Annotated in this window: 16 protein-coding genes; 5 read left to right on the forward strand and 11 right to left on the reverse strand. The window is 41.8% G+C overall.

Annotated features, from left to right (window positions below):
- Nucleotides 1-180 precede the first annotated feature (180 nt).
- Nucleotides 181-858, forward strand: coding sequence for a nitroreductase family protein (locus H5182_RS18160; RefSeq protein WP_145241949.1), 678 nt, complete (start codon nucleotides 181-183; stop codon nucleotides 856-858).
- On the opposite strand, the gene H5182_RS18165 is transcribed toward H5182_RS18160, so the two are convergent.
- The 3 genes from H5182_RS18165 to H5182_RS18175 are packed head-to-tail and all read right to left on the reverse strand — an operon-like array spanning nucleotide 851 to nucleotide 5,496.
- Entirely contained in the window at nucleotides 851-1,912 is a 1,062-nt protein-coding gene (locus H5182_RS18165) for an efflux RND transporter periplasmic adaptor subunit (protein ID WP_145241951.1), read from the reverse strand. The genes H5182_RS18160 and H5182_RS18165 overlap by 8 nt on opposite strands.
- Nucleotides 1,902-5,189, reverse strand: coding sequence for an efflux RND transporter permease subunit (locus H5182_RS18170; protein ID WP_182735711.1), 3,288 nt, complete (start codon nucleotides 5,187-5,189; stop codon nucleotides 1,902-1,904). The genes H5182_RS18165 and H5182_RS18170 overlap by 11 nt, the downstream gene beginning before the upstream one ends.
- A gap of 4 nt (nucleotides 5,190-5,193) precedes the next feature.
- Nucleotides 5,194-5,496 carry a metalloregulator ArsR/SmtB family transcription factor gene (locus tag H5182_RS18175; protein ID WP_149983086.1) on the reverse strand — a complete coding sequence of 101 codons (303 nt, stop codon included), beginning with the start codon at nucleotides 5,494-5,496 and terminating at the stop codon, nucleotides 5,194-5,196.
- A 130-nt stretch (nucleotides 5,497-5,626) separates the two neighbouring features.
- Between H5182_RS18175 and H5182_RS18180 the strand changes: the two genes are divergently transcribed.
- The 3 genes from H5182_RS18180 to H5182_RS18190 all read left to right on the forward strand — a co-directional run bounded on the left by H5182_RS18180 (nucleotide 5,627) and on the right by H5182_RS18190 (nucleotide 8,022).
- Complete coding sequence (locus tag H5182_RS18180; RefSeq protein WP_149983085.1) at nucleotides 5,627-5,815, forward strand: DUF2892 domain-containing protein; 189 nt, start codon at nucleotides 5,627-5,629, stop codon at nucleotides 5,813-5,815.
- A gap of 1 nt (nucleotide 5,816) precedes the next feature.
- Nucleotides 5,817-6,161, forward strand: coding sequence for a rhodanese-like domain-containing protein (locus H5182_RS18185; RefSeq protein ID WP_182732369.1), 345 nt, complete (start codon nucleotides 5,817-5,819; stop codon nucleotides 6,159-6,161).
- Nucleotides 6,162-6,240: 79 nt separating this feature from the next.
- The gene (locus H5182_RS18190) at nucleotides 6,241-8,022 is read left to right on the forward strand and encodes an alkaline phosphatase (RefSeq protein ID WP_182760412.1); all 1,782 of its coding nucleotides are present in this window, start codon (nucleotides 6,241-6,243) and stop codon (nucleotides 8,020-8,022) included.
- 87 nt (nucleotides 8,023-8,109) lie between these two features.
- On the opposite strand, the gene H5182_RS18195 is transcribed toward H5182_RS18190, so the two are convergent.
- The 8 genes from H5182_RS18195 to H5182_RS18230 form a co-directional block, all read right to left on the reverse strand.
- Complete coding sequence (locus H5182_RS18195) at nucleotides 8,110-9,024, reverse strand: DMT family transporter (RefSeq protein ID WP_182735712.1); 915 nt, start codon at nucleotides 9,022-9,024, stop codon at nucleotides 8,110-8,112.
- A 295-nt stretch (nucleotides 9,025-9,319) separates the two neighbouring features.
- On the reverse strand, nucleotides 9,320-9,589 hold the full coding sequence (locus H5182_RS18200) for a hypothetical protein (protein ID WP_182760413.1): 270 nt from the start codon (nucleotides 9,587-9,589) through the stop codon (nucleotides 9,320-9,322).
- Between the two features lie 331 nt (nucleotides 9,590-9,920).
- A complete protein-coding gene (locus H5182_RS18205) occupies nucleotides 9,921-10,463 on the reverse strand; it encodes a PH domain-containing protein (protein WP_064668490.1) in 543 nt (180 codons plus the stop codon).
- 125 nt (nucleotides 10,464-10,588) lie between these two features.
- Nucleotides 10,589-14,899: an alpha-1,6-glucosidase domain-containing protein gene (locus H5182_RS18210; protein WP_182760414.1), complete on the reverse strand. Its 4,311-nt coding sequence runs from the start codon at nucleotides 14,897-14,899 to the stop codon at nucleotides 10,589-10,591.
- A 21-nt stretch (nucleotides 14,900-14,920) separates the two neighbouring features.
- A complete protein-coding gene (locus H5182_RS18215; protein WP_182732374.1) occupies nucleotides 14,921-17,803 on the reverse strand; it encodes a TonB-dependent receptor in 2,883 nt (960 codons plus the stop codon).
- Nucleotides 17,804-18,106: 303 nt separating this feature from the next.
- Entirely contained in the window at nucleotides 18,107-18,724 is a 618-nt protein-coding gene (locus tag H5182_RS18220) for a LysE family translocator (protein ID WP_145241971.1), read from the reverse strand.
- A gap of 9 nt (nucleotides 18,725-18,733) precedes the next feature.
- Complete coding sequence (locus H5182_RS18225) at nucleotides 18,734-18,922, reverse strand: hypothetical protein (protein ID WP_182760415.1); 189 nt, start codon at nucleotides 18,920-18,922, stop codon at nucleotides 18,734-18,736.
- Nucleotides 18,923-18,933: 11 nt separating this feature from the next.
- A complete protein-coding gene (locus H5182_RS18230; RefSeq protein WP_145241975.1) occupies nucleotides 18,934-19,332 on the reverse strand; it encodes a DUF3224 domain-containing protein in 399 nt (132 codons plus the stop codon).
- Nucleotides 19,333-19,410: 78 nt separating this feature from the next.
- Between H5182_RS18230 and H5182_RS18235 the strand changes: the two genes are divergently transcribed.
- Entirely contained in the window at nucleotides 19,411-21,192 is a 1,782-nt protein-coding gene (locus H5182_RS18235; RefSeq protein WP_182760416.1) for an ABC transporter transmembrane domain-containing protein, read from the forward strand.
- Nucleotides 21,193-21,230 lie beyond the last annotated feature (38 nt).

Raw genomic sequence — 21,230 nt, forward strand, 5'->3', positions numbered from 1 at the left:
TGCATTCTTAATTTCGAACTATACTGTATGAAAATATAGCTGAACAATCTGTGAACACAATGTGCAATTAACAATCATTATTTTAGGAAATAACATAACTGTAAAGTAGATATTACTTGCACCTAATCTCGCTACTGGGTATAAAAATAGTTATCAACATTTAATAAGAAGCGAAAAGCCATGCAGCAACATGACCACCAACCACTTACAGACTTTATTGAATATCCACATGAACAGATGCTTGAACGCGCTAATGAGTTTTTAACGACCAGCCAACGTCGTCATACAATTCGTAGTTTTAGCGACCGACCGGTGCCAAAAGATATTATTCAAACCTGCATTAAAGCCGCAGCTACAGCACCAAGTGGTGCAAACCACCAACCGTGGCATTTTGTAGCAATTAATAGTAGTGATGTGAAAAAGCAAATTCGTGAAGCAGCCGAGAAATTAGAACGCTCATTTTATGAAGGCCGCGCTGGTGAAGAGTGGTTAGATGCTCTAAAGCCATTAGGCACTGATGCCAGCAAACCTTATTTAGAGCATGCACCTTGGCTAATTGCCGTATTCAGCCAAAAGAAAGGCGGCTTAAATACTGATGATAAAAACACCAACTACTATGTGCATGAGTCAGTCGGTATTGCCACCGGCTTTTTAATTCAAGCATTACATCGCGCAGGGCTTGCAACACTGACTCACACACCTAAACCAATGAGCTTTTTAACCGACATTTGTGGCCGCGACAAAGACAACGAACGCCCTTATATGCTGCTCATTGCCGGTTACCCAAGTGATGATGCTACTGTTCCTAATCATGCCTTGGTGAAAAAATCACTCGATGAAGTTGCGACCTTCATTTAGGTTTAAAATCCACCGCTAATGTGTCGCCGGCGTTAAGCCCGGCGATAATATGCTGTTTAGCATTAATCACCTCCCCTAAACGAACAAAGCGGCGCTCAATCTTTTGCTCGTTAATAACATATACCATGGCTAATTGACCGTACTCATGCACCCAACTTGGCTCAATTAAAATTCCTTGCTCGGTATCCAGTGGCAAGTGAAGCTGTGCATATAAACCAGGCATCAAGTTTGATTGTGTTGGCAACTCTAAACGAATTAACATACTACGTGCAGCACTATCGGCAATCGGAACAATTTCACTCACCACCGCAACAGCGGTTATATTAAGTGAAGGCAAACTGACCGTTAAGCTTTGACCCAGTGTGAGGCTAATTGCCTGACGTTCTCGCACATTAAATTCAAGCTGTAATTGTTGTGGATTATAAAGTGCCAATAAAGGTGAACCAGGCACTGCGGTATCACCTGGTTCAACTAACCGCTCTACAACAACTCCAGAAATGGGCGCTTTTATACGGGTAAATTCAAGTGCGACTTGTGCTTGGGTTTGCTGTTGCTTGGCAACAGCTAAGCTTGCGGTTAAGTTATCAAATTTCGCTTTTGCCTCATCATTATCACTAACCGATACCAACCCTTGTGAATATAAGTCAGTTACGCGCTTAAGCTGTTTATCAGCTTGTGTAAGTGACGCTTGAATGGCTTTTATTTGCGCATCACTTTGTGCCAATTGCGCTTTAAAATCGTCTTGCTGCAAAGTAATGAGAACATCGCCTTGCACAACACTATCACCAGCACGTACATTTAAACGTTCCACTTGTGCCATCACTCGTGACGAAATTTGCGTGTTTTGTTTTGCAATCACAGTACCGGGAACATCTTCACTGCGCTTGATCGCCGTCAGCTCAACGGTAGCGACTTTTCCCTCATATGTCGTTGCTAATACGGGTTTATTTCCTGCGGCTTGTTTATTTGAAAAGCTGCCTGCCATATAAAGCACAGCAACAATAATCACTAACAACGCAATGATTGAGCCGAACAGTTTTGATTTACCTTGCATGAGCTTCATCCTCGGTTGTTTGTGTGTTCGCAAACACTAAATAATAAACTAGCGGCACCACAAACAACGAAAACAATGTTGATGCCACAATGCCAAAAATAATAGCGATAGCAAGACCACTAAATACGGGGTCTAACGTAATCACTAAGTTGCCTAATAAAGTTGTGCCAGCAGTCAGTAATACTGGCCGCATCCGCGTTGTGCCTGCGGCAATCAATGCCGCTTTTATTGCCATCCCTTGCCCGCGAGCTTGATTAATAAACTCAACTAAAATAAGCGAGTTACGCACCACAATACCAGCAAGTGCTATCATGCCGATCATCGCTGTTGCGGTGAATAGCACAGGCTCTGGAGCACCGGCTATGGAGCGCTCACCAAACTGATTTAATAACCAAAAACCCGGCATAATACCAATCACAGTAAGTGGAATAGCCGACATAATAATCAGCGATAAACTGGCAGATTGCGTTTGTATTCGTAAAATAATAAAAATGGCGGTTAACGCAAAAGCAAACGCAATTCCCATATCTCTAAACACATCAATTGTGATCCGCCATTCACCTTCACCACTAAACGTTACATGCGTGCCTTGTGGTAATTGCCAAGCCTGAGTTCCACCGTTATTAAAAAAGCTGCGGGCTAACCAATTTGTTTGCTCAAAATCATCGCTACTTACATTTAAATCAGCGTTTACGTCCGCAATGATTTCTGCAGGAGTACGGCCATTAAGCTCTGCCATCACGTATACAACCTCGCGTTGGTCTTTACGCATAATCGGTTTTGCGACATTTAGGTTATGAAATTCACCCAGCTCAGATAAAGCCACCAACGGTCGTGGCGCACTAGTTAAACCAAACTCATTAGTTGATTTTGCCAGCTCTCTATCACCTCTGATTTGTATAGCAAGCAGTTGCGCTAATTGGTTTCGCTGCTGATATGGTAATTGCATTTTGATCTCAACGGGCTGCGTTTCACCACTGACATACATTACGCCCACATTTTTACCCGCAGATGCAATCGTTAATGTATTGGCAATATCTTGTGTTGATACCGCCGACAAAGCCGCCTTGGCTTTATCGGTAATAAAGCGCTGCATCGGTGCCGTGGCTGCAATACTTGTATCAACTTCAACCACATGGGGCTCTTGCTTCAGTCGTTGTGCAACTTGTTGAGCCGCTTGATGGTGGGTTTGCGTATCAACAAACGGATCACGATACACTTCAGCCACTAAGGTGCTAAATACTGGCGGCCCGGGTGGAACTTCAACCACTTTTATCACAATGCCGTTAACGGCCAATGGCTCAAGCTGTTTACGTAAACGCATCACGACACCATGAGACTGTTGCTCGCGCTGCGCTTTGTCTAATAGTAATACTCTAAGCTCAGCTAAATTAGCGGCCTCACGGCGATAATAACCGCGCACCATACCATTAAAATCCATGCTTGATGGTTGCCCAACATACGCAGCTATTTCACTTACTTCACTAAGCTGCCATGTTATAGCTTGTACTTTACGAGCGGTCAGTGTTGTTTGCTCCAGATTCGTCCCCTCGGGCATATCTATCAGTACTTGTAGTTCATTTTTATTATCAAACGGCAATAACTTCAGCGGCACCATTCGCATCACGGGCAGCAATGCACTGATAATAAATAATCCTAAGGTTGCCCATAAAATCAGTTTTGCGCGCCCTTTACTGGCCAGTAAAGGCGTTAATAAGCGTTCATAAATAGCTACTTTAGGGGAAGTTAAATCATTGTGCTCAACAACCGGTTCTTTTAATAACTTCATGGCAAGCCAAGGAGTTACAAAGAATGCCACAATGGTTGAGACCATCACGCTTACAGGCACATTAAATGCCATTGGTGCCATATATGGGCCCATCATGCCAGTGATATAAGCCAAAGGAATAAAAGCCACCATGATGGTCAGTGTCGACATTAATAATGCACCACGTATTTCGCTCATTGCAGCGACAATCTGTTGTTTTTTATTGCCTTTGTTTTGTAAAAAACGGCTAATATTATCAATGCCCGTTATCGGATCATCCACCAGCAAGCCCAGTGATAATATCAATGCAAATAACGTTACTCGGTTGATGGTGTAACCAAACGCAAAATCGAGGCTTAAGGTTATGCCATAACAAATTGGCACAGCTAAACCAACAACGATAGCGGGTCGCCAGCCTAAGAACACGCCAACAAAAATCACTACGGTAAATACCGCAAACACTAAGCTTGAGGTTAAGTTATTCACTTTTTCGTTAGCGGTTTGCCCGTAATCTCTAAGTATTGTGTAATCTATTTGCGAAGGTAAAAAATTAGTTTTTAAATCAGCCATCATTGCGTGTACATCATTTGCGACCGCGACTGCATTTGTGCCCGCTTTTTTAGCAACACTTAAGGTGACTAAAGGATGCTCTTGTGTGGTATCAGATTGCGCTAGCCACTGATAATTTTCAGGCTCACTTGGTCCATCGAGTACTTTTGCAATATCTTTTAAATAAACACTTTTGCCGTTAATAACATTTACAACAAGCTGCTCAATCGCGGCTTTTGTTCGTAACACATCACCAGCTTGTAGCATGATTTGTTGCTCTGCATTAACAACACTGCCAACCTGAGATAATTGATTAGATACACTCAGTGCATAATAAACATCGCTGAGCGTAGTTTGATGAGCTGCTAGGGCCGTCGCATCTAAATTGACCGTTAAAGTGCGTTTGCGCCCAGCAATCACTTTAACTTCACTGGTGTTTTCTATGCGCTGTAAACTATTCGCAATTTCGTTAGCAAAACGGGTTAACTCATAGTCGTTATATAATTTAGGATCTTTACTAAATAAGCCTAGCATCACAATCGGCACGTCATTTACTTCGACCGGGCGCACCTGCCATGAGCTAATAACTGACGCCATGGTATGTTGATAACTATATAGTTTGGCGTAAGTATCGAGGATTGCTTGTTCACGATCATGACCCACAGTAAAGCGCAATGTCACCACAGTGCCATTACTTTGTGTGGTTGAATAAATATGCTCAACACCGCGTAATTGCGCCAATAACTTTTCGAGTGGTTGCGTGACCAGCCTTGCCACTTCGGGAGCTTCAATGTTAGGAGCTGAGACATAAATATCCAGCATCGGCACCACTATTTGCGGTTCTTCTTCACGGGGAGTTTGCTGTAAAGCCATAATGCCAAGCAACACAGCCATTACAAAAATAATGATAGGAATACGCCCGTTAAGACTATTTTTTACTGCACTGTCGAGCTTATCCATTTGGTTATTCCTTACAAAATAAACCATAGAGCGTGGCTAACATAGCCTGTGCGTTGTCGTTAATCACCCGATAATAGATGGTCTGGCTTTCGCGACGAGTACTAACAATATTTGCTTTTCGTAGTGCAGCCAAATGCTGCGATAAAGCAGACTGTGCCAATGGTACAGCCGCATTTAATTCAGAAACACTCATTTCACGCCCCTGCAAAGAGCACAAAATCATTAAACGGTTTTTATTTGCTAAAATTTTTAATAGCTGCTCAGCATGCTCTACGTTATTAGCCATAGCTGCAAAGTCGATAGTCATAGTTCCACTCTTATATTCAAAGTACAGCAGATTATAGTTAGCTATATTAGAAAAGTCTAATATTATAATTTACTAATGTAGCTTTATCTAATATATTAAATAGTAACAGTCACTATTACTAAGGTTAACCGTGAAACTAAACGATGCTCTTCGCTTGATAGCAGGTGTAATGATTTGCATATCATTGTTACTACAGCAATTTCATGATCCATTGTGGATTTGGTTTACAGTGTTTATTGCTCTAAACTTAATTCAATCAGCATTTAGTAAATGGTGCCCGATGATCACTCTTTTAAAAAAACTAGGTTTCGAGGAATAACATGCTTACTTCAATCCCAGATCTAATGAAAATAATTACGCCAAATCAACGCCGAATTGAGGCTACACAGGCCAAGCAAGAAATTGCTGACAACAAAGGGCTATTAATTGACGTACGTGAACCCGCCGAACATGCGGCAAAAGCAGCTATCGGCGCAATTAATATTCCCCGAGGTTTACTAGAAATGAAGTTAATGGAAATCGAAAAAGACCCAGCTCGGCCAATTTACTTACACTGCGCCAGTGGCGCACGCGCAACATTAAGCGCTGAAGCACTTACCCGCGTTGGTTATGAAAACGTCACCGTTATTACCTGTAATGCAGAACAGGTTTGCCAAGTATTTTAATGCAATTGGCATAACAGCTTCACATAAAAGTCATACTGGTCGGATAAGCTCTTACTTTTAAATTTAGCGGTACAGAGCAATGACGTTTACACGAAGAAATTTTTTAAAAGCCTCGGCGGCAGGATTTGGTGTCGCCGTTTTGTCATTAGGATTAACAGCTTGTCGGTTTGATGATGAAGATGACGACATTCTTGACGTAAGCTTTGCTCATGGTGTTGCCAGTGGTGATCCATTAGCTGACAGCCTAATTCTGTGGACTCGTGTAACCCCTCTAGATCCAACAACCACCAGCATTAAAGTACAATGGCAAGCAGCAACCGACCCTAACTTTGCTAATATCAGCCACAATGGTGAAACACATATAAGTGCAGCTACAGACTTCACCTTAAAAGTCGACTTACAAGGCTTAAACGCCAACACCACTTACTATTATCGCTTTAAATCGAATGGCAAAACCTCACCTATTGGTGCAGGTAAAACACTACCAACAGGCAGTATTGATAAAGTGAAATTTGCTGTTATATCGTGTGCCAACTACCCCGCAGGCTTTTTCCATGTGTATGGTGAAATAGCCAAGCAAACAGACATAGACGCTGTATTGCATTTAGGTGATTACATCTATGAATACGGCAATGATGGCTACGCTACTGAAGATGCTGGTATTTTAGGCCGTTTACTGCCAGAAGATAACAGTGACGAAATAATTAGCTTAGCTGATTACCGTAACCGCTATGCCCACTATCGTACTGATTCAAACTTACAAGCTGCGCATAGTAACTGTGCATTTATTACTGTGTGGGATGACCACGAAATTACCAATGACACATGGCGAAATGGCGCAGAAAACCATAATAAAGGCGAAGGTGAATTTAGCGAACGTAAGCTACATGCCCTACAGGCCTATTTTGAATGGATGCCAATTCGTAATGTAGCTGATAAAGAACGAATTTACCGTCGCTTTGAGTTTGGTAATTTAGTCTCTTTATACATGCTAGACACGCGTGTACTCGCCCGTGATGAACAGCTAAACTATGCTGATTTTGACCTAACCAGTGCACAAGGACAAAGTGATTTTGCACACGCACTAAGCTCACCATCGCGCGCATTACTTGGCAATGAGCAGCTAACATGGCTCACTGATGGCATGACAACATCAAACTCAAAATGGCAGGTACTTGGCCAACAAGTACTGATGACCAAAATGCATTTGCCGTTTGAAGTACTGCAACTACTAGTGAGCTTACAAATAAGTCAAGCAAATGGCGGCGACACAAATGCATTATTAGCACAAGCATCGGCATTATTTGCTGAACTTGCACAAATCAAAGGCCGCGTGCTTGCAGGCGATCCAAGTGTTACTGATGCGGAACGCGCTCGAGTTGATACTACTGCACCATACAATTTAGATGCATGGGATGGTTACGCCTACGAACGTGAAGTGCTGCTTGGTACTGCCATTGCCGCACAAAAGAACTTAGTGGTTTTAGCGGGTGATACTCATAACGGTTGGGCTGGGCAATTAGTTACTGATGCTGCAAACCCAATTGCAGCGTCACAAAATGCCGGTGTAGAATTTGCTACCTCTTCGGTGTCTTCGCCTGGTCTTGAAGAATACCTAGCGCTGAATACACAAGGACCTGAAGTTACGGCACAAATGGAGCAAGTTATTGCACTATTAGTCAATGATCTTATCTATAACAACTTAGTCGATAGAGGTTACTTAACCGTGACCTTTACCCCTGAGCAAGCCACCGCTAAGTGGAATTACGTGAGCAGCATTAAAACCGCTTCATACGAAATGCAAACCGAGCGCAGTAAAGAACTACGTATGCTAGCAGGTCAGCCAGTAATACAAGGGTAAAGATTCTAGGTGCTAGGAAAAATGTTTAGATGAAAGATTAAAACAGCCCGGCGATCACTCGATCGCCGGAATTTTTGCGTTACGACTTTAATCATTGGTAATTCCTTTCATATTCTTAGTGTCGCTATTCCTCTCAAAGTGCATGAATAAAACATGAGCGATACTTGATAGCACGATCAATACAATGCCTGTGATACCCAATAAAGTTTGAGTTTGTTGAAGAAAAATGTAGCCCAAAATACTAGAAAATAGAATTTGCGCATATTCAAGCGGCATTAGCTTAGATAAGTCACTTTTATTAAAAGCGAAAAAACGTGCTGCAAGTTTAGTAATAAGGAGCCCACCATATAGCATAATTAGTAGAGCACTATTTGTATCTAAAGGTTTCCACACAAAAATAGCGACGGGTAATAAGATAATCGCCGAATAGAGGGGAGCAAAAACCATTTGAGGCACAACTTTCTCTGCATTGCCTATTTTCTTTAAATTAATATTATAAATGACTAAAATAGCTACCGCTGACAGTGCAAAGATCAATCCTAGATAGAGGTTTTGCTGCGTTACTTGGCTCGCCATTAGTTTTGGAGAAAGCAGCATCATCACTCCAGCTAAATTCAAAATAATAGCGATATAGACATAGGCTTTTGGTTTTTCTCTAAAGATAAACACCGACAAAATGGACGTTATAAGTGGCACAAAAAAGTTAATCGCGGTTACTTCCGCTAAACTTAAATATTGCAGAGCATAAAACAAACATATTGTTGAACTAACACCAAGCAGTCCTCTGAAAATATGTAGCTTCATTTTTTGGGGTTTGATATTTTCCCATTTGCCTTTCGAGAATAATATAATGGCCGCAAAAGCTGCAATTACATTAACCAAAAAGACAACTTGGAATGGGCTGATAGCTTTACCTAAAAAACCACCGATTAGTAACATCACACTTAAGATAAATGAATCTGACAACATCCAAATCACTGCGGTTGACTCTTTACTAGCCATTTAACTTCTCTCCATGTGTTTGTGTAGCACAAATATATGCTACAAAATTAGAGCCCTATTAGAAATCAACTACTTTGAACCCTAATAAAACTGCATCCTTTTCAGATAAAATCGCTTTAAATTACACCCATAAAAGGTACAAAACAAGGGGTTTAGAGATAATTTGAGCTAATAGCATAAGACACTTTGGGAGGGTTAAAACAACTGGAACCAATGATAGTTAATGTAATAGTCTTGGGTTATCGAATGTAAACTTAAGCTCCCTGTTTAGTGAATACATTGGCATAGCACTGTATTAATTTCGCGGATACTCGCACATTGCCATATACCAATTGCCAGTTACATGTTCGTGCTTACCATAATCTTTAGCGCCGTAACCGAGCACACATAAACCTATTTTCTCAGGGTTACCAAAAACAAAATAACCTTCTTGTTGCCTATCCTGGTATGAAAAGGTAAATGCTTTTCTAATCAACCAAACACCCTGAAAAGATTGAATCCAAAGAACATCTATATTTTTATTCAGTAAAAACTCAGTGAGCTCATCCAAACTTGGATCGGTCACCTTCACGAATTCTTTACTGCCTTTTTTTCTTATTAACTTATGCGCGAAACGCTCACCACTTTTATCATCAACCCATTGTACAGCCTAAAGATCCCTTTGCTCTGCAAGTAAAATGGCGTGCTCCAAATCATTCTCGTGTTTTTTGAGAAAGTTTTTAGCTTTTGATTCAGGGCTATTAACCGTAAAAAATAAAAAGCTTGCTAGAAAAATAACTACAAGCACCGAGAATAAAACAATGAATCTTGGTATCAGAGTCTTCCTACGAAACAGCTTAATATAAGGTGTATTTTCCATATTTTCCTTAAAGCAAAATAGGATTACTCATATCTAACTATTTCCGCTCATCCAATAACGTCACTAACATTTGTTCAATATTTTTCACACTGTAAGTAAGTGCGCGTATTAGCTCAACTTGGCTTTGTGGCTCATCACTGTTCGCTTTTGTTGGTTGCTGTGCGGTTAGATTATCTTTTTGAGTTAAGATTGCCTCGCGAAACTCACTGGCATCAACTACCCCAAGTAACGATACTAATGCGCCATGACCAGACTGACCTGCGGTTTCAAAGCTTAGTCGATATAAACCAAATAAACGCATCAACGGGCCTTGGCTTAACCCGACGTCAGTTATTTTTTCAAGTGGGATGGACTTTTCTTCTTTGAAAAATACACCGCGCTTTACTACCAGTTTACGCTCAAGTAATTGAGCCGACATAGCGGCTAATATACTGCCACTTACAATCCAAACAATCAGTACTATTACCGGGATAAGCGGAATAGTCACAACTCCTAAGGTGCTTGCACATACTGCAAAAATTAACCAATAAGGCTTTATTTTAGGATCAAACGTAGCACTTTTTAACATAGCTTCTGACATCGTAGTTACCCATAATCGTATTATGATTATAAATTACGCTAACTTTGCCTAGGCTGCAATTTGATCATAAAAAAACCGAGCATCTAGGATACTCGGTTCTGATTGTTTATAAAGTGTATTAATGCTTAGTTCTTATTGATCAGTACCTGCATATTATTACGATTAGGGCCAATAACCGTAAAGGTATAGTTGCCTGCGTCAGCAATGGCTACATTAATATTTGCCCCTACAGCTTCAAGCAAACTTTGCTCGCCAACTATAACCTGTGGAGATTCACCTTTGCCGCCGTAGTCCACAGTGTTCCAATCTTCAGAGGCTATTTTGAACTCATAATCACCGGCATCTAAATCAAGTGATGTACTATAAATAGCATTCCCTTGATAGATTAGGGGGTTGTCGGTACCCCAGCCATTTAAGCTGCCACGTAAGTAAACTTGAGTGTCTGCAAACATTTGCGCATTAAATACACTCAGCGTGGGTGCATTCAAATCACTGGCATCAAAAATGAACTGATATTCGCCCTCGGTTGCAACATCCATCGTCATATTAGCGCCTTTAACAGCTAATAACTTATCTTCGGCAACGGTTACGATTACATCCGCTTCACCGGAACCATAATCAACGGTATCCCAATCTTCAGAAGCAATTTTAAATTCATAACTACCTACACTGAGAATTTTAGTAAAGGTATAAACGCCTTTACCTTGATAGATTAACTCATCACTGGTGCCCCATTCATTTAAGCTGCCACGAACAAATACAGGCGTGCCAACGAATCGTTCTTCGTTATAAATTTTCAGCGTTGGATTGTCTTTATCGCTGGCATCAAACGAGAATACATAAGTTGCATCAATTGCGGCATTAAAGGTCATATTCGCGCCACTGCGCATTAAAGGCTCGGTTTGATTTTCCAACACTGCTTTATCAGCATCAGACAGCGCGCCAAAATCCACACTCGACCAATCTTCAGAGGCAATTTTAAATTCATAATCTCCCGCAGTTAAAGTAATAGCGATACGGTATTCACCATTGCCCATATACTCAAAGCTGTCAGCTGTGCCCCAATCATTTAAACTACCTCGCACATATACTGTGGTGCTGCCAAAAGGCACTACGTCTGGCGCGCCCACTGTTGCATTCGCACTTAAGCCTACACCTTGGTTCTCGCCTTGTGGTTTTACAAATACCGCGATTGTATAAGCTGGGACTGTAAATGTACCGTCGGTTTCACTGGCAGTAAAACTCACTCCAGACATACTGCTATCGGTGCTGTTTTTAAGTATTGGATGTAATTCAAACCCAGCAGCGGTTGGTACTGTATGTGAAAGCGCTTGCTCAGTTGCATTAATTACTACTACGAGCGCGTCAACTTGGTTATCTAAATCTGCAAAACCTTGACCGTCATCAATGCTCATTACAATCAAACCATGTTGCTGGTTTTTACCAACATTGTGAAAACCTACACGGTCAATAACATCTTGCTCTGTGGTTAATCTAAATAATGGGCTGCTACTACGAATAGCTAAAAACTCTTGGAACACATCCCCTGCGTAAGCTATATCTTGCGGCTGTGCAGCAGCTTGTGGATTACCTGAGACCTTAATGATTTCAGGCCATTTCTGTTGGTTTTTCTCAGCATTAGGTAAACCAATATTCCAATTATTATTTTCTTTCGTTAAATCTACCGCATTAAACCAATCCCCTGCATTGTAGCTGTCACGATCCATTGATTTTGAGCGTAGTAAATCAGCCCCAAGTTGCATAAACGGGATACCTTGGCTTACTAATGGAATTGCTAATGCCATATTATGCGCACGCACTCGTTGCTCAATACTCATACTTGTTGCATGTTTATATTGCAGTTGATCCCATAAGGTTTCGTTATCGTGCTTTGATACGTAGTTAATGCTGTCAGCAGGGTCTAAAGCATAAGCCGTCGGCTGAGTATTCCAGCTAAAGCTATTACCTTTTGCCGAATTACCTTTAAAGTCTTTCAGGATATAGTTTTGTAAATTACCCGCCAGTGATAAACGCAGAGTATCTTGGTCTGCTAAATTACCATCGGTCGGGTTATTGCTAAACATAGCCCCACCGCGCACAGCCTCACGGATGCGGTCATTGAATGTGCCAACTTCAGAGCCTGCCATATCAGCTTGCTTAGCTTGAGTGAACAATCGGTTATTAGCGACTTCACCAAAATCCCAGCCTTCGCCATAAAAGTAGTTGTCAGGGTCAACAGCTTGCACCGCTTCACGCGCTGCTAAAATTGATGATTTAGGCATGTGCCCCATAACATCAAAGCGAAAGCTGTCGTAACCAAAATCACGGGCAAGAATGACCAGTGAATCGCTAACAAACTTGTCCATCATCACATGTTCAGTCGCGGTGTTTTCACAACAGGTTGAACGCTCGATATCCCCCGTTATTTCACTGTATCTGTGGTAATAACCCGGCACGAGTTTATCAAACACTGATTTTTCCCAAATGCCTGATGACGTTGTATGGTTGTATACCACATCAAGAACCACGCGAAGGCCAATCTCTTGAAGTGACTGTACCATGGCGCGCGTCTCTTTAACCCGGGCAACCCCTTCACTGCTTGATGCATACGAACCTTCTGGGGCAATAAAGTGATGCGGGTCGTAACCCCAGTTAAAACCGTCTAAATCACGCATCGCGCTGGCAAGTGCTTGAGCATCATCAGAACCCGGAAAGTAGCTTTGCATTAAATCAGCAATGATGCTGTTTTTATTTTCGATTTTACAAGCATCGGCGGCATCGTCTATTCGCTCACATAACTTACCTAGGGTGTCAGTGATTTCAACGCGCTTATCCGCATCTTCTTCAATGGTGCCAATGTCTGTTACAGGGAGTAAGTGAAAATGCGTTAAACCTTTGTCAGCTAGTTGCTTAAGGTGCTGCATAGGGATGCTTTCAAGCTCAGTAAATGCTAAATATTTACCTTGGTTTGCTGCGCTTACTGACGTATCGCGAATACTAAAATCACGTACATGACCTTCATAGATAATGGCATCTTCCGGGTTGGTAATTGTTGGTACACTGCGCTCATCCCAGCCTTGTGGTTTGGTATCGTCATCATTTAAGTTGATCAACTGCGAATACAGGCCATTGCTTGATACATTCAGTGAGTAAGGATCGGTACTCCATAAACTTTCAATCGCTTGAGTAGTAGGGTGGTAAACATCAAACGCATAGCGGTAATAATGACGGTCGTATTTGCTGTCTAAACTCACTGACCAAATACCTGTATTGCTGTCTAACGTCATGGCAGTGCTATGTACTTGTGCTTTATCGGCGTCAAATACATTAAGCATCATATTGCTAGCGGTTGGTGCCCATACTGAAACATCAATTGCATTGTTATTATAATGCACGCCTAGCATGGCTTCATTTGCGTCGTTTTCACCTTGGGTGTAAAGTGCATCAAGGGCTTTGGCGGTTTGCACAAAACTTGCTTCAAGTAGCTTGCCTTCTGCATCGTAGCCCGCTACAACGAGCTGTTGTTTTATAAGTTGTTTTGCAGTAGCGGCATCCCAATTACCTTGATAGGCAGTCCAATCTGTTAAGTGCGGTACTTTCGCTGCTTGTGCATCGGTTAAACTCGTTGCCATTAATTCAACTGTTTCACCATTTAAGCCAGTATCAACATCAACAACCAAATCGGCAGCAGCTGATGAATGCAGCTTAATAATCTGCGTAAGCTCATTACTTGGCTTATACAGCACAGTATTTAAATCAATCCAGTGTGCTGATGCACCGTCAATTGCAACGGGGCGTTCGCCAAGCGCTTCTACTGGGTATTCAAATACTGTTGGCTCACCGTCAAAGGTAAAGTTCATACGTACAAAACGCTCGTCGTCCTGCATCAGTGGCATGGTTAAATCCACATCACCATGGGCTTTACCTGAACCTTCTGTGCCAATATGAATAATAAAATTAGCGCACTCGGTATAACCGTCTTTTAGCGCGACAATCCAATAAGCTCCATAGTTTGGATCGACACCATTATATTCATGGCCATTAGCCCAATCGGTGGCATCAAACGGCGGCGCGTAAGCATCACAGCCGTCGGTATTCCAAGAGTGTAAACGATAGCCTTCGTACCCTTCATTCTTATCACGTTTATAAAATAAAATAGCCTCACCTTCGCCTGCAAATACCACAGGGTCTGGTAAGTCGGGGTTATAGCCACTGGTACAGCTTTCATTATTTGCATCTGGAAACAGCGGTGCGTCACAAGAGATAGGCTCAGGATCAACACACTTAGTGCCTGCTGCATTAGGGACTTGCGGTACATCACAAGTCAATAAGGCTTGGCCTGCTTTTACATCGCTACTGCCTGAGCCTCCACAGCCAAACAGTAGTGTTAAGCTCACTGCTAATAGCAAATGAGTCAATTTAGTTATTTTATTCATTATTTATGCTCCAATTTGCTATTAGTGGCTATAGGTAAAACCTAAATAAACCTGACGACCAAAGTACTGGGTAGTACCGGTGATGTTTTCATTGCCAAAGTAACTTTGGGTTGGTTCATCAGTAAGATTATTAACCTGTAGCAACATGCCAAATGAGTCTGTAAATTGATAAGAGGTTTGAAAATCGACCACGGTCTCGGCATCAAAATTAACCACTTGCTCATTGATCGCCACTTGCTCTGAAACAAAGTCTGAGCGGTAACGCACATTAAGGCGGGTTTCAAAATTATCTAAGCTGTAAAATAAAGTGCCGTTTAACACGTTTTTAGACAAACCAGGTAAACCTTGTGTAACCGTTTCACCACCTAAGCTGGTGATAGATTCAACTTCGCTCTCGGTGTATGAATAGCTACCGTTAAACCCAAGGCCATCAAACGGCGCGGGTAAAAACGAAAATACTTGCGTGTAGGCAAGTTCAATACCGCGAATATAACCGCCATTGGCGTTATTTACCGCCGTTGTGTAAGTGCCGTTAGTTGTGGCAACTTGCTCACCACTGACTGGATTTTCTATATAGTCAGGGACGTTAAAGCCATTACCTTTAAAGTCAAACCCTTCAATGGCGATGGTATCGATAAACGAATCGATGTTTTTATAGAAACCTGCGATCACTAGCGCACCATCTGACTCATCAAAATAATGCTCGTAAGAGATATCGTATTGGTCGGCATAAAATGGTTTTAAGAATGGATTATTGGTACTTGAGCCGTTAATTTTGCCACTGGTTTTATCAGCTTGCGCACTGGCGTCCCCCGCTAGGCGATTAATCGGTGGGCGCGACATTACTTTAGCCGCCGCAAAGCGTAATTGCGTGTTATCCGTTAGCTGAAAGTTTAAATTAAGGGATGGCAGATAATCGGTATAAGTTGTGCCAAGTACATTAGGTAAATAATTTTTATTTATGATGCCGATACTGTCGGTAATGTTTTGTGCACCGAGTGATAAATCACCATTAACATTTTCTAAAATAGTGGCCGATTGGTCGGTATCAACACGGCGAATACCAATATTACCCAGTACCGGCATAGTACCAATTTCAGTATTAATATTAAGCATGGCGTAGGCTGAAAGCACTTCTTCATACACTGAGCCACTTTGTAACATGGTCCACGAATAGTTAGTGGTGTAACCTTGCGAGTCAACTACCCCATCTGCATTACCCCAAGTTTTAACTGGCTCTGGTGCGCCTTCAGGAAACCAAGCATTAAGCGCTTTGTCTAAATCAATCGCCAAATATGATGGGAAATAACTAAAGTCACCTTCCCAGTCAACAACATTTACCATGTCATTGGTTAAACGCAGTGGCGGCTCACTCACTGAAAAATCACCATCATTACCGTATTCAAACACTGAGCGGTTATTGCTGTATTCGCGATCTGAATAACGCGCGCCAAATTCAACAGAGCTAAACCAGCTGTTATTCAGCTCGTATTTAAAATCAAGGCGATAAGCGCTTACTTCATCTTCATTTTGATAAGGGTAAATACCGTATTTACTAACCATTACTCGGTCGATATCGCTAAATGCAGCCGCTTGATTAAAGCCTACATCAGGTAAATTTAAACCATTAAGTTGGTAGTTTATTGATACGTTTTTATCTAACACAGGTTCTTCGGCTGAGGCGTCTTCGGCAACCAACGCCCACAATAAGCCATTGCGAAAGTTACTTTTAGCCCGTGACAGCGACACATCAACATTAACGTTTAAACGTTCTGTCACTTGCCAATCGGCGTTAACACCGTAGCTATCTACTTCATCAAAGTCTTGGTTATCATCATTCACAATTTCAACGCGAGTGTAGCCTTTTGAAGTACGATTAACAGAGGCACCAACTACTGAATTTCCCTCTAGCTGAGCGTTTGTATAAGTGGCCGTTGGGCCACCTAATTTCACTCGTAACCCACGGGCAAATGACTCAGTATCAAAGCGTGATAAAAACACGTCCCCTTTTAATTTAAAATTATCCACCGGTGCCCATTCAATCGCCGCCATATAACCGTTACGGGTTTCTTCTCCACCTAAATGCTGAAGCTCAAAACCTTCGCTGATATACTCATTTTCAGGTTTAAGTTCGGGGCCATTAGTATCATTTGCAACACCATCAACGTCTTTATTATCGTTATAGGCAAGGCCAATAAACTGTGTTGCTACGCTGGGTTGAAATAACCGTGCATAACCAAGTGCTACACCTAAAGTATCGTCAAGATATTTACCTTGATAGGAAAAACTAATGCGGTCGCCAAACTCAGTGGCATCGTTCACCTCTGACGCTCGGTCGTTGTACATACCTCTGGCGTTAACCACAAACTTATGTTGCTGATCATTATCAAGCGGGCTAGCTGTTTGCAGTTCTACCGTACCTGCAACACCACCTTCGATAAGCGATGCTTTTGGTGATTTATACACGGCTGCTGAGCTGATCAATTCAGACGGATATTGGTCAAACTCAATACTACGGCTGCCACTAGTTGATACCTGTTCACGGCCATTTAAAGTTGAAAATACAAATCCACCGGACATACCGCGAATGTTGATTTCTGCCGCCTGCCCGCCGGTTCGTACCGCTGAGATCCCCGGTAACCGAGTGAGCGCATCAGCCATAGATACATCAGGCAAAGCACCTAAGTCATCCGCCGATAACTGCTCAGATACCGTATCAGTAAAGCGTTTTTGATTAAGTGATTGGATTAAACTACGACTAAAGCCACGCACTTCAATGACTTCAAGATCTTCTTCTAGTTGTGGTTTTTTTACGGTACTTTGCGCGTCACTTTCAACCGCAGCTAATACACTGCTGGCTGCAAACATTGCGAGCATTAACGCACTTAGTTTGAATTTCCCCATGAGCTTTCTACCCTATTGATTTTATAATTGTGTGCTGTTTGTTTTGAAATTATGGATAAAATAAAACCAATAAAGTGTAACTAAAAAGTAAAATAAGTGTGATGAATACGTATGCAGCAGTAAGGGCAATAGCTAGCAAGGTGAGGAACTTAGTTTAGAAGTGCTGCGATCATGTAGATAACGTAAAATAAATCGACTGACTAACGGAATAACTCAGTCATAAGCCACTATTACACAGGTGAATTAGAAATTGCTAAAAACAGCTTTAAAGGGAAGTAGTAAGGATTAGTTAAGTTTAATAAACTACACCATTAGCACCACCCTTATTGCTAGACCAATAAAAATCACCGCTAATATTTTATCAAACCATGGGGATGATTTAGTAAAAGCAAAGCGCTTCTTTGAAAGCTCTGTCAATGCTGCAACAATCAGATACCAGCCAGTATCAATAGTAAAAACCGTTAAGCACATAATCAAACCGACCTTAAAACTGAGATTGGCAGGATCTATAAACTGTGAAAACAGGGCTAAAAAGAATACCGCTAATTTAGGATTTAGAAACGCAATAGCAAAGCCGTCTTGCAAGGCTTGTTTTGCACTGCCACTTTGCTGAGCCACTTTTAACTCACTATTACTTGGTTTGGCTAATAAGATTTTAACCCCTAAATATGCCAAGTACGCTGCACCTAAGTAAACTAACACTTGATACACAGTAGGAAATTGCAACATTAGTGCACCGAGGCCAAGTAACGATGCTGCAGCATAAAAACCGACGCCAACACCATGACTCAGCGCTGCCAACATGCCGTTCTTCATACTGCCATGAATGCTGTGTTTTAACACCACAGCCAAACTTGGCCCAGGAGACATTGCACCCATCATACAAATGGCGACTAAGCTTAGCCACAGTGATAACGTCATTTATATTCCTTATAGTTCTTCATTTTCAATAAGTAAGATGTATGCATAAACTTGGCCGTATAATCCTGTAGAGGCGCTAACATTTATTACTTTCCAGCCATCTTGGTTTAATTGATAAATTCGCTCATTAAGTGCGTCAATATCAATACCGCCTCTAAAAAAGCCACGCTGCTTGTTAAACTCAATTATTTTCTGCATGGCTGTATCGCTTATAATTGATACTCAAAATCATAAATGTGTATACCTGCTTCGATGCGAATTGCCATTTTTCCGCTAAGGCCTGCAAGTTCATTACTGCCAGAATCTGGCACCACGTTTAAAATTAATGAATCTTGGCCTTTATCCATAGTGCCAAAATGTTGCAGCACAAAGCTGCCTTGAAGACCTGCAAGTGTGCCAACTACTTGTTCAATTGCCACATAACCGGCACTGCCTTGAGTTGCGGTCATAGCACTGAGCATTTCGCCAGTGCTGGTTGCATCAAGCTCACCTGTAAACGTTTTATCAATCGACATACGACCCAGGTTTACGCCATCAATGCCCTTTGCATAACCTTCAATAGGATTGAGTTTAACGTTAAATTCGCCCGTTACTTTTTCAGTTGTCATGGTTAGTCCCTTAGTTAGTTATTGAAATTATGATTTAAGTAACCATATCTATACCCTATTCATCTAAAAGAATCCACTATGAGCAATAGTAAAACCGAGCAAAAAGACAAAGCTGCTTTTAGTAGTTTAATTCCTATTTTTCAGTTTATTAAGCCGTATAAATGGGTGGTTTTTGCAGCTCTTGCAGCATTACTTGTTACTGCCGGGGTTAATTTATCATTGGGCCAAGGAGTTAAATTTGTTATTGATCACGGCTTTATTGCGGGCTCTCAAGAACAATTAAAACAAGCCATAATCGTGCTAATTGGCTTGATCAGCTTATTAGCCATAGGAACATTCAGCCGTTTTTATTTAATGTCATGGATTGGTGAGCGCGTCAGTAATGATATTCGTAAAGCGGTATTTGATCGCATAGTCACCCTCCACCCGAGTTACTTTGAAGAAAACCGCAGTGGCGAATTAATGTCGCGCTTAACAACCGACACCACTTTGTTGCAATCAATCATTGGCTCGTCATTTTCAATGGCACTGCGCAGCGCTCTGATGCTAGTCGGTGGTTTAGCCATGTTGTTATTTACTAACTTAAAACTCACTTTAGTTGTAGTTGCCTGTGTGCCGCTGGTGTTAGTACCCATGATGATTTTTGGTAAAAAAGTACGCAAACTTGCCAGCTCCAGCCAAGATGCGATTGCCGATATCAGCACTTATGCGGGAGAAATAATTCAAAATATTAAAGTAGTGCAAAGCTATAGCCACGAACAACGCGAACAACACGCTTTTGCACTAGAGACCGAAAAAGCCTTTAACGTTGCGAAAAGCCGCATTAAACAGCGCTCATTTTTAATTGCTGCAGTAATATTTTTGACCTTTAGCGCAATTAGCGTGATGCTGTGGATAGGTGGTAGTGATGTACTGGCAGGCACAATGACTGGCGGTGAGTTAGGTGCATTTGTGTTTTACGCCATTATGGTAGCGATGTCGGTAGCAACCGTTGCTGAGGTATATGGCGAGCTACAACGTGCAGCGGGCGCTGCCGCGCGGTTACTTGAACTGCTCGCGGTTAAAAGTGAGATCACAAACCCTGCAGCACCACAAGATCAGTTATTACATAACAACTCTAACGCTCCAGCCATTAGTCTTGATAAAGTAACTTTTAATTATCCATCGCGTCCTGATGTGAGCGCCTTAAAAACTATTTCATTAACGATTGAACAAGGCCAAACAGTAGCAATCGTTGGTCCGTCAGGTGCTGGTAAAACCACGTTATTTGAATTACTACAACGCTTTTATGACCCTGCAGGTGGCGACATTAAGTTTCATAATATTAATATCAAAGATCTATCCCTTAATACGCTCAGAAACAGCATGGGCATGGTGGCACAAAACCCGATTTTATTTAGCTCTGATGTGATGCATAACATTCGTTATGGCAACCCAGATGCAAGCGACGAACAAGTATATGCTGCCGCTAAGCATGCTCACGCGGATGAATTTATTGCACAATTACCTAACGGCTACGAGAGCTTTTTAGGCGAGCAAGGGGTGCGCTTATCAGGCGGCCAAAAACAACGAATTGTATTAGCAAGAGCAATATTAAAAGACCCAGAAATACTGTTACTCGATGAAGCAACCAGCGCTTTAGATGCGCAAAGTGAGCATCATGTACAAGCTGCGCTTGAACATTTAATGCAAAACCGTACTACGCTTATCATTGCCCACCGCCTCGCCACAGTAAAACATGCTGATATGATAGTGGTAATGGAGCACGGAGAGATAATCGCAACAGGTACTCATCAACAATTGCTAGCGAGTAATCCACTATATCAAATATTATGTGAGCTGCAGGTTAATAAGGATTGAAGCGGTAAGCGGTAAGCGGTAAACGGTAAGCGGTAAGC

It is taken from the genome of Pseudoalteromonas sp. SG44-17, assembly GCF_014164235.1.
Lineage (GTDB): Bacteria > Pseudomonadota > Gammaproteobacteria > Enterobacterales > Alteromonadaceae > Pseudoalteromonas > Pseudoalteromonas rhizosphaerae.

Coding starts and splice junctions, on each gene's coding strand:
- H5182_RS18160 (WP_145241949.1), top strand. CDS start 181: ATGCAGCAACATGACCACCAACCACTTACAGACTTTATTGAATATCCA.
- H5182_RS18165 (WP_145241951.1), bottom strand. CDS start 1,912: ATGCAAGGTAAATCAAAACTGTTCGGCTCAATCATTGCGTTGTTAGTG.
- H5182_RS18170 (WP_182735711.1), bottom strand. CDS start 5,189: ATGGATAAGCTCGACAGTGCAGTAAAAAATAGTCTTAACGGGCGTATT.
- H5182_RS18175 (WP_149983086.1), bottom strand. CDS start 5,496: ATGACTATCGACTTTGCAGCTATGGCTAATAACGTAGAGCATGCTGAG.
- H5182_RS18185 (WP_182732369.1), top strand. CDS start 5,817: ATGCTTACTTCAATCCCAGATCTAATGAAAATAATTACGCCAAATCAA.
- H5182_RS18190 (WP_182760412.1), top strand. CDS start 6,241: ATGACGTTTACACGAAGAAATTTTTTAAAAGCCTCGGCGGCAGGATTT.
- H5182_RS18195 (WP_182735712.1), bottom strand. CDS start 9,024: ATGGCTAGTAAAGAGTCAACCGCAGTGATTTGGATGTTGTCAGATTCA.
- H5182_RS18205 (WP_064668490.1), bottom strand. CDS start 10,463: ATGTCAGAAGCTATGTTAAAAAGTGCTACGTTTGATCCTAAAATAAAG.
- H5182_RS18210 (WP_182760414.1), bottom strand. CDS start 14,899: ATGAATAAAATAACTAAATTGACTCATTTGCTATTAGCAGTGAGCTTA.
- H5182_RS18215 (WP_182732374.1), bottom strand. CDS start 17,803: ATGGGGAAATTCAAACTAAGTGCGTTAATGCTCGCAATGTTTGCAGCC.
- H5182_RS18220 (WP_145241971.1), bottom strand. CDS start 18,724: ATGACGTTATCACTGTGGCTAAGCTTAGTCGCCATTTGTATGATGGGT.
- H5182_RS18225 (WP_182760415.1), bottom strand. CDS start 18,922: ATGCAGAAAATAATTGAGTTTAACAAGCAGCGTGGCTTTTTTAGAGGC.
- H5182_RS18230 (WP_145241975.1), bottom strand. CDS start 19,332: ATGACAACTGAAAAAGTAACGGGCGAATTTAACGTTAAACTCAATCCT.
- H5182_RS18235 (WP_182760416.1), top strand. CDS start 19,411: ATGAGCAATAGTAAAACCGAGCAAAAAGACAAAGCTGCTTTTAGTAGT.